This window comes from Synechococcus sp. O70.1 (assembly GCF_047462215.1).
Classification (GTDB): domain Bacteria; phylum Cyanobacteriota; class Cyanobacteriia; order Thermostichales; family Thermostichaceae; genus Thermostichus.
This window is the reverse complement of sequence record NZ_JANSIT010000002.1, coordinates 166,686-179,683: the sequence shown is the minus strand read 5'-3', so window position 1 is coordinate 179,683 and position 12,998 is coordinate 166,686. Positions and strand designations below refer to the sequence as shown.

The window sequence follows — 12,998 nt, the reverse complement described above, 5'->3', positions numbered from 1 at the left end:
GATGGGATCCCAGGGCTCTTGGCTGCCCTATCGCGTGGCCGATGGCAACTGGCAAATGGAACAGGACTTTTGGCTTTTGCAGCGGCTGCGCCACGTCCCCAAGCCCTACTTGCGCTTTTATGGCTGGGATCGGCTCACCCTTTCTCTAGGCAGGCATCAGGTTTGGGATCCCCCGCCAGGGATCCCAGTGGTGCGCCGGCCCACGGGGGGAAGGGCAGTGTTGCATCAGGCGGCTGAAGAGGGGGCAGAGCTCACCTACAGCTTGGTGCTGCCCCTCTCTTACCTCCAAGCTCGCCTACCCCGTTTGCAGCGAGCCTGCGTGTACGACTTCTGCTGCCGCTTTTGGGTTCAGGGGCTGGCCGCGCTGGGCGTTGAAGTGGATCCGCCTGTTTCTGCTCCCAGCCGGACGGATGGTCAGAACCGCCCAACCCCAAATCCAGGCTACCGCAATAAAATCAGTTGCTTTGCCTCCCGTACCCGCGCTGACTTGAGCTGGCGAGGCAAAAAGCTCATGGGCAACGCCCAACTGTGGCAGCCTTGGGGGATCTTGCAACAGGGATCCCTCCTGTTGCGGCCCAATCTAGCGCTCTGGGAACAGTACCTGCCCGGCTCGCAGGTGATTGGCGTGTACGACCTTTGCCCAACAGCGCCAGGGATCCCTGAGTTGATTGAGCATTTTCTCCGCATGGCCCAGGAGTGCTTTGAGGTGGAATGGCAAGAAGAAGCCTGGCCCGCACTGCTGGCTTAGTTTCTGGTTTCTAATCAACCATCGAGGGAGCAAGAAATAGCTTGACTCTTGCTGAAAAAGAGTTGTGCAGAAAAATCCGGAAGGCTTTGCAGCTAGACCGAAGAAGATTTTCCCTTGCTTAGAGCTCTAGCCTCTTTCCCCTGCGAAAAGAGGAAAGCCAAGACTCGTCCCAGCGCTATTTTTTGTGTCGACAAACACCAAAGGCAAAGCAGCAAGAGACTGCTACCCTCTCCATCCCCAATAGCTGTGCTAAAACCAAGGCAGCGCTGAGCCAGGTAGGCCATGCCAAAAGTTTGGGCGGCAGTTTTGCTAGGCATTTTCCTACTGCCGCAGCCCGCTTGGGCCATTACCCTTCAACAGGTGCCCAACCCTCGCCGCTATGGGGGATGGGTTTCCGACACCGCCAATATCCTCAGCAGTAGCACTGAAAACGAGCTGAACCGCCTTATCACCCAGCTTGAGCAGCGCACCGGTGCCGAGATGGCGGTGGTTACGGTACCCAATACCCAGGGATATGCCACACCGAAAGCGTTCACTACGCAACTATTCAACTACTGGGGCATTGGCAAGGCTGGCCGCAACAACGGCGTGTTGTTCCTCGTCTCGGTAGGAGATCGGCGGATAGAGATTGAGACAGGCAGAGGCTTGACCACCCTCCTCCCCGACAGCCAGGTTCAGCAGATTATCGACCAGCAAATCCTGCCCAGGTTTCGCGCCGGAGACTTCGACGGCGGCACCCTAGCGGGAGTACGGCAGTTGGCCTCAGCCCTGCAGGGGCAGCAGGCTTCCACCTCTCTTTCCCCTGCAACCGTTCCTCAAGCGGTTGGAGCGGGATCCCTGGCTGTTGCCCAAAGCTCCCTGGAAGGGATCCTGCTGCTATTGGGGATCATCATCCTAGGGGTGGGGTGGCAGCGCTCCCGCTTGCCGGTCTACCTAAAGGCCGAGCGAGGGACAAGACGAGCTATCCCCCTGGCCCGTCGAACTCAAGAGGCGGCTGCTCTCTCTTCGCTCCAGAGCGATCCCATTCGACTGTTTCTCTATTCCGGCTCCCTTTGCCTTGGCCTCTTCCTGATGTCGGCCAGTGGCAACTGGCTGGTGCTGACGCTGCCCCTCCTGGCGGCTGTGGTGACCGACGGCACCCTGTGCCAGAAGCGGGGGATCGGATCCCCTTTCAGCCCGTGGTCTGCCAAAGCTGCGGTCGACCCATGCGCCCCATCCAGGCGCAAGTTCTCGATACGTGCCTCTCCCCGGGAGATCGCTTGGCCAAAAGCCGGGGCAGAGCCAGCTACTACGGCTGGTTTTGCCCTAGCTGTCAGGGGGCAGCTGTGGTTGTTCGCGAGAATGCATTTTATCGCCACCTCTATTGCCCCCGGTGTCAAGCTCTCACCCTTGACCTCACCACACAGGTTCTCAGGGAAGCCACCTATTCCTCTAGCGGCTTGAAGCTGGAAATCCTGAGCTGTCCTATCTGCGGGTACCGCAGCGAGCGAGAGGTGGTCATCCCCGAGCTCAGCGACACAGACACAGATTCAGACTTCGGTGGAGATTCAGGTGGAGATTCAGACTTCGGGGGCGGCAGCAGCAGCGGCGGCGGAGCAGGCGGCAGTTGGTGAGACCTGACTCTAGGGATTTCTCTATGGATTGAACAAGGGAGTTGGGCTTTTCCTCAGTCCGCCAGGGCAGTACAGTGGTAAGGGAGCAGCAATAGAGAAGATCCCATGACCCTTGCAGAAGGCGTACAACTGGTTAGCTTTGGGGTGCTCTCGGCAATGGCCATTGGCTTTGCCCTGGGAGTGGTTTGGGCCCCTAACATCGTCTATTCCGGCTTTCTCTTGGGGGGCGTTTTCCTGAGCATAGCCGGGCTGTACCTTCTCTTGAATGCCGATTTTGTGGCTGCCGCCCAAGTTTTGATCTACGTCGGCGCCGTCAACGTACTGATCCTGTTTGCCATTATGCTGGTGAACCGGCGCTACACCTTTGCCCCTCTGAAGCTGGGCTGGCTGCGCAACGGAGTGACAGCGGCAGTGTGTTTGGGTCTGTTTGCCCTGCTTACGGTGATGGCCTTCAACACCCCTTGGCCTCTGCAGCCAATCCAGCCTCTAAGCAGCGCTATGGTGATCGGGGGGCATTTCTTTAGCGATTATCTGTTGCCGTTTGAGCTGGCCTCCGTTCTGCTGCTGATGGCGTTGATCGGGGCCATTGTGCTGGCGCGTCGAGAGTTTGTCGTTCCCCAAGCCCAACAAGGGGATCTTAGCTTGCTGGAGCGGGCCCGGCCCCAGCTTGAATCGGAGTCAGAACGGCAAGCAGAGCTAGTGAGCACCCGTTAGAGCTGGTCTCATACCCCTCTCTACCCATCGGAGTCTCTTGCGATGTTGCAACTGCAGTTTTTCTTAGTAGTAGCAGCGATCCTCTTTTGCATTGGCATCTATGGGTTGATCGTTAGCCGCAATGCCATTCGGGTGCTGATGTCCATTGAGCTGATGCTCAATGCGGTGAACCTCAACTTTATGGCCTTCTCCAACTTTGTCGATTCAGCTCTGATTCGCGGCCAGGTGTTCTCGGTGTTTGTCATCACCGTGGCGGCTGCTGAGGCCGCTGTAGGCTTAGCCATTGTGCTCGGGATCTACCGCAATCGCGCCACCATTGATATGGAGAGATTTAACCTGCTTAAGTGGTAGCCTATCAAGCTAGCACCAGAAGGACGTCCACCGTTAGCCCTTGCCAACTGAATAGCAAAGTAGAGGCGGTGTAGTGGCCTGTAGCAGAACTTTCTAGCTTGCCACCACCGCCTTCTCTCTATGTCGGCAAGTTGTTTTACTGGGCTGAGGAAGAGATTTCTTCCCGCAGCGTTTTTGCTGCTGCCACCATGTTCTTCAAAGCAGGGATGACCTCCTCCCAGCGGCGGGTTTTCAGTCCACAGTCAGGATTTACCCAGATTTGCTGCAGTGGCAGAAGCTCCATAGCGGTCTTCAGTTGTTGAACAATCTGCTCTACAGTAGGTACTACTGGGCTGTGGACGTCGTAAACTCCATTCCCCACTTGATGTTGGTAGCCTGCCTCCGCAATTTGTCGCAGGGTTTCGTTGTTGCTGCGGCTATTTTCAATGGACAGTACATCTGCATCCAAGCGCTGAATGTGGGGCATGATGTCACCAAACTCTGAGTAACACATGTGGGTGTGAATTTGGGTTTCCGGCTTAGCAACGCCTGCAGTCAAGCGAAAAGCATCCACTGCCCAAGATAAGTATTCGTCCCAACGTTCTTGCTTTAGGGGTAGACCCTCCCGCAGGGCTGGCTCATCAATTTGCACTATCTTGGCGCCTGCAGCCTCCAGGTCAGCCACCTCATCCCGCAATGCCAAAGCAATTTGCATTGCCTGCTCCCGTCTTGGGAGATCGTCCCGTGCAAAAGACCAGTTCAATAGGGTTACGGGCCCTGTTAACATCCCTTTTACAATTTTCGAAGTCAGGGATTGGGCCACACGAAACTCCCGCACCGTCATGGGCTGGCGGCGCGCCACGTCACCATAGATAATGGGTGGACGTACGCAACGGCTACCGTAGCTCTGCACCCAGCCGTGTTCTGTAAAGGCAAAGCCTTCTAGCTGTTGCCCGAAAAACTCCACCATATCGGTGCGCTCGAATTCCCCGTGAACCAAAACGTCTAGCCCCACCTCCTCCTGCCACCGGATGCAACGGGCAATTTCCGCATCAATGGCTGCTTCGTACTCCGCCTGAGTGATCTCGCCACGTTTGCGCTTGACCCGCAGTTGTCGTACTTCCTCAGTTTGGGGAAACGAGCCAATGGTGGTGGTGGGCAAAAAGGGCAGTTGAGGCTGCAGAGGGCGGCGTTGGTCGTAGGGTAGAGCACGCTCCAGGCTTTGGGGGGTTATCTGGCGAACTCGCTCCCGTACAGTTGGATTTGGGGGGCTAAACTGGGCAAATTCCTGCCACTGGGCTTCAATGACAGCCAGTTGCTCTTGGGCTGCTGAACCTCCCTGGGCCAGGAGGACAACTTCCTCTAGCTTCTGTTCTGCAAAACTCAGCACTTGACGCAGAGGCGTGGGCAGGTGGGTTTCCCGTCGGGCATCATAGGGCACAAATTGCAAGGACGCAGAAGGCTGAATTCGTAAATTGGTGGTAACCTTTTGGATGCTCTCTAGGATAGAAAGCACGCGCTGGGGACGAATTTTCCAGACGTTGCGCGCATCAACCAGACCCACGCCCAATTGCTTGCTCCGGGGAAAGCCATATGTCTGCAGAAGTTCTAAATTGTTCCCCCGCGTAAAATCTAGACCAATGCCTGCCACTGGCAATTCCACAACCCAGGGATAGGTATTCCCCAAGTCGTCAAAATAGGTTACAAGGTGAATTGGAACCTCCGCAGTGGCCAATTGGGTATACGTAGTTGTAATTGCTTCTCTTAGGGCTTCTGCTCGGCTTGTAACTAAGATGGGCTCGTGGAACTGCACTTCAGTAACACCACGCGCAGCGAGCTGCCTCAGCAACTCAGCATACAAGGGCAGTAAACGATGCAAATGCTCTTGCAAACTTCCCTTGAGGCGACTCAGGCAAAGTAGGGTTACGGGGCTAAGAATGATGGGAACAGCTCTTTGTCCCAGAAGGCTTTGTGCTTGGTTAACTACTTCCAGGAAACTAGAAAAATCCGCTTTAGGTTGAGTATCCTCATCGATCTCTGGCACTAGGTAATGGTAGTTGGTATCAAACCACTTGGTCATTTCCAGGGCCGGGATGTTCTCTTTCCCTCGGGCCATGGCAAAGTACTGATCAAGACCTGACAAGTGGCGAAACCGCTTGGGGATCAGTCCCAAAAATACAATCCAGTCCAGAACCAAGTCATAGAGAGAAGTGTCTCCAATACCGATATGGTCAATACCTGCATCTTTCTGGGTTTGCCAGTTGGCCAACATCACCTGTTGCAGGCTTTGCTGAAGACTAGTCGCGTCAGATTTTTGACTCCAAAAGGACTCCAGTGCCTTCTTCAGCTCACGATTTTTACCAATTCGGGGGTAACCCAAAGTTGCTGTGGGAGAGGTCATAGCTCCACCCTTACAAAAAGTACACTTCCGGCTGGTAAAGAATTTCCTGCGAGGGGCTAGTTGTTGTAGAGAAGCTCCTAGGCATTAGCTGACCATTCTAGGGCTTACCTAGCAAGCCTGTCTATGCAGCAGGAGGGGATGCAGAAGGCTGAGAAGGCTGGGTTGGCAACGGCGGGCATTGGATCCCAGGGATTAGCGACTCTAGGAGACCGCTACAGGCATCCCAAAGTAGCTCGATGACATAGTGAAACCCAGCCTCGCCCCCATAGTACGGGTCTGGAACTTCTTCATCGGTGTGAGAGCGACAGTAGCTGCAGATTAGGCGCACCTTCTCGGCGTATTTCCTCTGGGGATCTAGGCTCAGGATATCTCGGTAATTTTGCCGATCCATGGCCAGGATCAAGTCGAACTCCCGCAGATCCAGAGGATGGATTTGGCGGGCCCGGCCCTGCAGCTCTAGCCCGTAGCGCTGGGCAACCTGGCGCATGCGCCGATCCGGTGGGCTGCCAATGTGATAGGCGGCTGTCCCTGCCGAGTCACAAAGGATGGCTCCTTCGTAGCCGCTGCTGCGCAGCAAGTAGTTGGTGATCCCCTCAGCAGCGGGAGAACGGCAGATGTTGCCCAGACACACGAACAAAAGCTTTTGGGTCATGAGTGACAGCAGTGAGCGTTTTCCCTTGTATTATCTCGCGGAAGTAGGCAGGGGCGGAGAAAACCTCCTCCCGAATCTTGCCGGGTTTGGGCGGCAGCAGAGTGGATTCTTGGCCAAAATGGAGCTAGTTCCGCTGGTTAAGTCCTCTATGCCAGATGCCACTCACTACCCCCATCCTCAGGATGTGGCCAATCTTATTCTCTACCTGCAAACGGAGCTGGCTCTGTTCGAACAATGGGCTGCCCAAGAAGGGATCCCGCCTGCCGCCCTGCGCCCAATCGAGCGGTCGCAAGAAGCTTTGCGGCGGGCTGTAGATCAATTTGAGCTGCGGGAGTGGTACCGCGAACTCACCTATGGCTTCCGGGATCAGCTTGGGCGCCTAGAAGAATGGCTTTAGTCTTCAACTCTTCCAGCTCAGGTGCCCATGTTGCAGGTGCAGCACCTTTTCTACCATCCGGCAGCCCTTCCCCAGCCGATTCTTCGCGATCTCTCCTTTGAGCTGGGCTTGAACCAGTTGGGGCTGATTGTGGGCAAAAGTGGGGCTGGCAAAAGCACCCTGCTGGAGATTTTGGCCGGCTTGGCGCGGCCCACACGCGGGCGGATTGCCTGGGGAGGAACAGAGCTCTCTCCTCAGCAGCTGCGCAGCCTGGCAGGGCTGGTGTTTCAGTTTCCTGAGCGGCACTTCTGTGGCCTGACGGTGCTGGAAGAAATGCGCTTTGGCCACCCGGAGCTGACCCCAAAGGAAGTTGAGAACGCCCTCAAACAAGTGGGACTAGAAGGGATCCCTCTCCAGAGCTCCCCCAACCGCCTCAGTGGCGGGCAACAGCGGCGCCTGGCCTTGGCGGTGCAGCTTGTTCGCGGCCCCCTTTTGCTGCTGCTGGATGAGCCGACAGCGGGGCTAGATTGGTCGGTGCGACAGCAGGTGATCGAGCTGTTGGCCCGGCTGAAATCCACTTGGACGGTGCTGGTGGTTTCCCACGACCCAGAGGAGCTGTCTGCTATTGCCGATGTGCGCTGGCTTTTGCAGGCGGGATCCCTGCAGCCCCTGCCGGCAGAGGCGTTGCTCTACAGATAGCGGCGGGGATCGACCGGCTGGCCGTTGACTCGCACCTCCAAGTGAACGTGGGGGCCGGTGGAGAGGCCGGTGGAGCCGGAAGCAGCAATGACTTGCCCGCGCTGAACCTTTTGGCCTACCCCTACGGTGATGCGGCTGTTGTGGGCGTAGAGGGTCGTGATACCGCCGCCGTGGTTGACAATGACCGTGTAGCCGTAGCCGCCGTACCAGCCGGCGTAGATGACGGTGCCTCGGTCTGACGCTCTCACGGGGGTGCCAGTGGGCACACCAAAATCGATCCCAGTGTGGAAGCGGCGGATGCCATAGATGGGGTGAACCCGCCAGCCGAAGCCGCTGGTGATCGGCCCGTGCACCGGTGGGATCAGCCGGCCTGTTCCCTGAACAGGATCCCTGCCCCCTCGCTGCTGAGCCTGTTGGGCGATCAGGTATTGGATGAGACGGGTCAGCTGTTGGGAGTCGGCTTCCAGACGCCGTTGGGCTGCCTCGTAGGCAGCACGCTCTTTGGCCAAGCGGCTTATGAGCTGCTCTTGGAGGGCAGCCTGCTGCTGCAGTTGGTTTTTCTGAGCCGCCAGCTCCTGCAGGATTAGGGAGATCTCGTTGCGCTGCGCCTCCAGGGCAATGCGCTGTTGCTCCACCTCCTTGGCCATCGCCTGCAGCTTTTGGATTAACTGCCGATCCGCCTCGATCAACAGTTGCAATTGGTGGCGGCGGTCAAAAAACTCGTTGAGGTCACGGCTGGTGAGCAGCAAAGCCCACCACTGTTCAGCTCCCTGCCGCTGCATGTAGCGTAAGCGGGCAGCCGTACCCCGTTGCTGCCGTCTCAGGCGCTCTTCCAGCTCCTGCAGCTCTTGCTGCGCTTGCTCTAGCCCTTTCTGGGCTTGCTCCAGCCGGTATTGGTTGTCCCGCAGGCTAACTTCGGTCTGTTGAAGGTTTCGCTGCAGGGATCCCATGCGGCGGCGGGCTTCTTCTTCGGCTTGGCGCAGCTCCCCAAGACGGCGCCGGGTGCGCTGGATTTGCTGTTGGATGTGCTGCTGCCGCTGTTGCAGTTGGTGGACACTCTGCGCCTGCGATGGAGCAACCCTCATCCATCCTCCCCACAGCAGGAGGGCCAGCAACCCCAGAATTGCCCATGCCTTTAGGCTGCTTGCCTTCCTCCTGAGACTCATCGCTCCCCCCACTCTCAGCAGCTACCGCCCCTAAGGATACCAAGGGCGGTCGTTTGCGACCTATCAGGCTACTGGCTGGTAAGGCAAAACCGGGCTCCAGTGCAGAAAATGGTGGTAAACCTAAGCTGGGCAACTGCAAAAGATGGCCTTCGAGAGTTCTGAACGCAGTTTCAGGAATGGGTCACAGCACCTCTGGCTACTTGACTTATGGCAGCAGCCCTTGATTGCCGTGATTCGCCTCTTGGCCAGCCACGCCCAAGCCCTGGCGGGTGCCACTCTGGCCATCCGAGCCGGGATCCGCCACATCGAAATCACCACGCAAGTTCCCCAGTATTTGCAGCTAGTTAGCCACCTGCGACAGGAGTACCCGCAGTGTTGGGTAGGGGTGGGCAGTGTCTTCAATCGGCAGATGGCAGAGCAAGCTTGGCAGGCAGGAGCCCAGTTCTGTGTTTGCCCCTTCACCGACGAGAACCTCATCCGCTGGGGCCAGGAGGTGGGGCTGCCCATCGTTGCCGGTGCGCTCACCCCCAGCGAGATCTGGAGAGCTTGGCAAGCAGGGGCAGCGGCAGTGAAGGTGTTTCCAGCAGAAAGCCTGGGAGGACCTCGCTACTTGCGCCACCTCCAGCCAGTGCTGGGATCCCTGCCTTTGATCCCAACCGGCGGGGTTACCCTAGCCAATGCTGCGGAGTACTTGCGGGCAGGGGCCTGGGCCGTCGGCATTGCTGGGGATCTGTTCCCGGCGGAGTTGTTTAACGATAGCCAACAGAGGTTGGAAAATCGGCTACGGCAAGCGCTGGCGCAGCTTGTCGAACAGAGAAAGGCAGCCCCAGCTCCCAAGCCGAGCTTAACTTGAGCAAGCCAGTAGAATAGGGGGCATGGTGTGAGCGAGAGCTGCATGGAGGGGTTTCTGGATCTGTACCTGGAGCTGCAGGTCCCCAGCCCCATTGAGGAGGCCACTTGGCGACGTTGGTTTGAGGTTTGGTTGGGTAAGCTGGGGGTGACGGATCCCTGCGAACTCAGCCTCTGCCTTACTTCCGACGAACGCATTCGCCAGCTCAACCGCGAGTTTCGTCACATCGACGCCCCCACCGATGTGCTGGCCTTTGCCGCTGAGGAAATGGCTGCTCCTGTGGAGGTGCAGAAGCTAACAGGAGTGCGTCTACTGGGGGATATTGTGATTTCTGTGCCTACCGCCTGCGCCCAGGCCAAGGCGCAAGGACACTCACTATCCCACGAACTGGCCTGGCTGGCCAGTCACGGGCTGCTGCATCTTCTGGGGTGGGATCACCCCGATGAACTTTCCCTACAGCGCATGCTACAGCAACAGCAAAACCTGCTTGCTGCCATCCAAGAAGATTTGGAGGTGGCTCATGGCCGACAGCCCTAGTCGCTTTCCCTCGCCCCTGCGCTTGGCAGATGATTCTATGGCCCCGGTTGAGTCTCCAAGGGAGGATCCCTGGCGGCGCCCCCTTTCTTGGTGCGTGGCCACCAACCTGGGCAAGAGTTTTTACTATGCGGGCAGGGGCTTGCTGTACGCCGTTCGCACCCAGCGCAACTTTCGCATCCACCTCCTGGCAGCGGTGTTGGCCTTTGGCTTGGGCCTGGCCCTGCGGTTGAGCGCCGTGGAGATGGCCTTGATCAGCCTGACCAGTGGTCTGGTGATGGCTCTCGAGCTGGTGAATACTGCCCTAGAAGCAGTGGTGGATCTCACCTTGGGCAGTCGCTATCACCTGCTGGCAGAAGTTGCCAAAGACTGTGCTGCTGGGGCAGTGTTGGTGGCAGCGCTGGCTTCTGTGGCAGTGGCAGCTTGGCTGTTTCTCCCGCCCTTGCTGCTGCTATTGCCCCAGCATCTGCCTTCCCCCTTTTAAGCAGAGGCTCGGCCTTGCCAGGTGCGCGTCTTGCCCGGGTTGAGCAGCCCATAGGGATCCACCTCTTCTTTGAAACGGACCTGGCGTGGATCCATCACCTTGCGGCCTCCTTCTTCGAGGATGAAGGTGTGGGGGTTGGCGATGAACACTCCCTGGGCCTCGTGGTAGCGCATGATCTCGTTGAGCCGCTCTTCGGTGGTAAAGCGGACAATTTGGAGACCCACGGGGATGGCCTGTCCGCCAAGGCGAATCATTTCCAAGTGCATCAGCACTTCGTCGCCAAAGTACTCGTATAGATGCTGCACCAGCTTCAGCTCCCGGTCAGGCGGGAAAATCGACTGCAGATAGGTCAAATTGGGATCCACGCTGCGGCAGTGCAGAGTGGTGTGGTTCCAGGAAAATTCCCCCAGCGAGATCCCTTTGGCGGCCTCCTGGGCCGTTTTGTTGTAGACCACCTGGCCGCCATGCTCCCGGATGAGCTCTAGCAGCGGCTCCAGGCTGCATTCGGCCACCATCAACAGGGCTACCGCAGATCCCTCCGGCAAATAACCCCGTAGCGGCGCGAAATAGCTGGGGATCGGCCAAGCATGCAGGCTGATGAGTTTTTTTAGGATGCCATCGGCAGCGGCTAGAGCCTGGCCAAACCGGGCGCAGGGCATAAACCCCCCCTCAGGAGGGAAGGCTACAATCAGCTCTGCCCACGGGTAAGCCGGCGCCAGGGGGATCTCCACCTCGGTGATGATCCCGGTGAGGCCCCAGGCGTGGCTGACTTTGAACACGTCGTCTCCCCGCAGCTCCAGAGTCCGCGGCTCTTCCTCCACCGTCACCACCCGCAGTCCTAGAATGTTTCCTCGATCCAGCAGTTGGCCGTAGGTAACGGAGCCAATGCCGCCGCTGCCCCCGGCAATGAAGCCGCCGATGGTGGCTGTGCGGTAGGTGGAAGGAGCCATGCGGATCTCCCAACCCATCTCGCGGGTGTGTTTGTCAATTGCAGCCAGCTTGATCCCTGCCTGCACCCGCGCTAGCCCCGGCTTGGCCCAGATCACCTGATTGAGCTTGCTCATCTCTAGGATCACGCCGCCAGCTAGGGGAATGCACTGGCCGTAGTTGCCAGTGCCCGCGCCCCGTACGGTGAGAGGAAGCCGCCACTTGGCACAGGCTGCTGCCACTCGCTTGACCTCTTGTTCGTTTGCTGGGCGCACCACCACATCCCCTCGCTTGTCGCTCAACTGCCGGCTGAGCACAGGGCTGTAGTGGTAAAAGTCCAGGGACAACTTGGCCACTTCTGACGGATCAGTAATGGTTTCAATGTCGGCCAGCTCCGAGAGCAAGCCCTGCAGCTTTTCAGCGGCGACAATGGTCATAGGGATCCTCTCTAGGGGTAAGGTCTTGATCCCATCATTACCAACAAGGAGCCGCCAGCAAGCCAGACTAGCGGTAGAGCTGGGCTCTAGGCCGGGATCCGCCCGCCCCCCATCAGGTACAGCAGCGCCATGCGCACCGCCACGCCGTGGGCAACCTGCCGCTCGATGAGGTTGAGGTCGGGGTCCTCCATCACCTCAGAACTGAGTTCGACGCCGCGGTTAACCGGACCGGGGTGTAAGACCCTTACCTCTGGGTGGCACAGGCGCAGCCGCTGCCGGGTGAGGCCGAAAAGGTGGTGGTATTCCTGCAAGCTGGGGAGGAGGAATTCGCTCATCCGCTCCTGCTGCAAGCGCAGGGCAATGACAAAGCGGGCTCCTTCCAGGGCTGGCTCCAACTGCCAGTGCACTGGCAGGGTATGGCCGGGCACAAACTGAGCAAAGTCTTTCGGCAGCAGGGTAGGTGGGCCGGCCAGGTGGACGTCTGCGCCAGCAGCCACCAGGGCGTAGATGTTGGAGCGAGCCACCCGCGAGTGGAGGATGTCGCCGACAATGGCCACTTTCACCCCCTGGAGCAGCTCGAGGCGAGGCCGCTGGGGATCCAGATGGCTACAGAGGGTAAACAGATCCAGCAGCCCTTGGGTGGGGTGTTCGTGCAGGCCGTCCCCTGCATTCAACACCCCCGTATGGGATCCGCGCCGGTCGATCTCGGCGGCCAACTGCTGCGGCACCCCGGCCTGGGCGTGGCGGACGATGAGCACGTCGGAGCCCATGGCCAAGAAGGTGCGAACTGTATCCAGAATGGTTTCCCCCTTGGCCAGGGAAGAAGTGCCGGGGGAAAAGTTGAGCACATCGGCTGACAGGCGCTTGGCCGCCAGCTCAAAGCTGCTGCGGGTGCGGGTGGAAGGCTCGAAAAACAGCGTCACTACCACCTTTCCCTGCAGGGTGGGCACCTTGGGCAGCCGCCGGGTCAACACTTCCTGAAAGCTGGCGGCGGTTTGCAAAACGATCTGGTATTCTTCCGGAGTAAAATCCGCCAGGCCCAAAACGTGCTGCCGCTGCCAAACCAT

General features: G+C 58.4%; 15 protein-coding genes. 10 read left to right on the top strand and 5 right to left on the bottom strand.

Annotated features, from left to right (window positions below; translation table 11 throughout):
• Window position 1: 1 nt before the first annotated feature.
• From NW833_RS02005 to nuoK, 5 genes are all read left to right on the top strand, one after another.
• Window positions 2-748, top strand: coding sequence for a lipoyl protein ligase domain-containing protein (locus NW833_RS02005; RefSeq protein ID WP_414411371.1), 747 nt, complete (start codon window positions 2-4; stop codon window positions 746-748).
• Between the two features lie 282 nt (window positions 749-1,030).
• A complete protein-coding gene (locus NW833_RS02000) occupies window positions 1,031-2,191 on the top strand; it encodes a TPM domain-containing protein (protein ID WP_414411370.1) in 1,161 nt (386 codons plus the stop codon).
• Window positions 2,188-2,361 (top strand): hypothetical protein, encoded by a 174-nt coding sequence (locus NW833_RS01995; protein WP_414411369.1) that lies wholly within the window; start codon window positions 2,188-2,190, stop codon window positions 2,359-2,361. Before NW833_RS02000 ends, NW833_RS01995 begins: the two co-directional genes overlap by 4 nt.
• A 105-nt stretch (window positions 2,362-2,466) precedes the next feature.
• Complete coding sequence (locus NW833_RS01990) at window positions 2,467-3,075, top strand: NADH-quinone oxidoreductase subunit J (RefSeq protein ID WP_414394032.1); 609 nt, start codon at window positions 2,467-2,469, stop codon at window positions 3,073-3,075.
• A gap of 45 nt (window positions 3,076-3,120) precedes the next feature.
• Entirely contained in the window at window positions 3,121-3,426 is a 306-nt protein-coding gene (nuoK, locus tag NW833_RS01985; protein WP_414394380.1) for an NADH-quinone oxidoreductase subunit NuoK, read from the top strand.
• 136 nt (window positions 3,427-3,562) lie between these two features.
• On the opposite strand, the gene metE is transcribed toward nuoK, so the two are convergent.
• Complete coding sequence (metE, locus tag NW833_RS01980) at window positions 3,563-5,806, bottom strand: 5-methyltetrahydropteroyltriglutamate--homocysteine S-methyltransferase (protein WP_414411368.1); 2,244 nt, start codon at window positions 5,804-5,806, stop codon at window positions 3,563-3,565.
• A gap of 121 nt (window positions 5,807-5,927) precedes the next feature.
• Window positions 5,928-6,458, bottom strand: coding sequence for a low molecular weight protein-tyrosine-phosphatase (locus NW833_RS01975; RefSeq protein ID WP_414411367.1), 531 nt, complete (start codon window positions 6,456-6,458; stop codon window positions 5,928-5,930).
• Window positions 6,459-6,606: 148 nt separating this feature from the next.
• Here NW833_RS01975 and NW833_RS01970 point away from each other — a divergent pair, with 148 nt between their 5' ends.
• Both NW833_RS01970 and NW833_RS01965 read left to right on the top strand, forming a co-directional pair.
• Complete coding sequence (locus NW833_RS01970) at window positions 6,607-6,855, top strand: hypothetical protein (RefSeq protein ID WP_414404903.1); 249 nt, start codon at window positions 6,607-6,609, stop codon at window positions 6,853-6,855.
• A gap of 27 nt (window positions 6,856-6,882) precedes the next feature.
• Window positions 6,883-7,533, top strand: a complete 651-nt coding sequence (locus NW833_RS01965; protein ID WP_414404902.1) for an ABC transporter ATP-binding protein — start codon at window positions 6,883-6,885, stop codon at window positions 7,531-7,533.
• On the opposite strand, the gene NW833_RS01960 is transcribed toward NW833_RS01965, so the two are convergent.
• Window positions 7,524-8,618, bottom strand: a complete 1,095-nt coding sequence (locus NW833_RS01960; protein ID WP_414411366.1) for a murein hydrolase activator EnvC family protein — start codon at window positions 8,616-8,618, stop codon at window positions 7,524-7,526. The two genes, NW833_RS01965 and NW833_RS01960, sit on opposite strands and share 10 nt — an antisense overlap.
• 301 nt (window positions 8,619-8,919) lie before the next feature.
• On the opposite strand from NW833_RS01960, the gene eda reads away from it, so the two are divergent.
• From eda to NW833_RS01945, 3 genes are read left to right on the top strand one after another with little or no spacing between them, the layout of a single operon-like run.
• The gene (gene eda, locus NW833_RS01955; RefSeq protein ID WP_414411365.1) at window positions 8,920-9,552 is read left to right on the top strand and encodes a bifunctional 4-hydroxy-2-oxoglutarate aldolase/2-dehydro-3-deoxy-phosphogluconate aldolase; all 633 of its coding nucleotides are present in this window, start codon (window positions 8,920-8,922) and stop codon (window positions 9,550-9,552) included.
• Window positions 9,553-9,579: 27 nt separating this feature from the next.
• Window positions 9,580-10,086 carry an rRNA maturation RNase YbeY gene (gene ybeY, locus NW833_RS01950; protein ID WP_414394046.1) on the top strand — a complete coding sequence of 169 codons (507 nt, stop codon included), beginning with the start codon at window positions 9,580-9,582 and terminating at the stop codon, window positions 10,084-10,086.
• 37 nt (window positions 10,087-10,123) lie between these two features.
• The gene (locus NW833_RS01945) at window positions 10,124-10,567 is read left to right on the top strand and encodes a diacylglycerol kinase family protein (RefSeq protein ID WP_414394048.1); all 444 of its coding nucleotides are present in this window, start codon (window positions 10,124-10,126) and stop codon (window positions 10,565-10,567) included.
• Here NW833_RS01945 and NW833_RS01940 read toward each other — a convergent pair.
• A complete protein-coding gene (locus NW833_RS01940) occupies window positions 10,564-11,931 on the bottom strand; it encodes an FAD-binding oxidoreductase (protein WP_414411364.1) in 1,368 nt (455 codons plus the stop codon). The genes NW833_RS01945 and NW833_RS01940 overlap by 4 nt on opposite strands.
• 86 nt (window positions 11,932-12,017) lie before the next feature.
• The gene (locus tag NW833_RS01935; protein ID WP_414394051.1) at window positions 12,018-12,998 is read right to left on the bottom strand and encodes an aspartate carbamoyltransferase catalytic subunit; all 981 of its coding nucleotides are present in this window, start codon (window positions 12,996-12,998) and stop codon (window positions 12,018-12,020) included.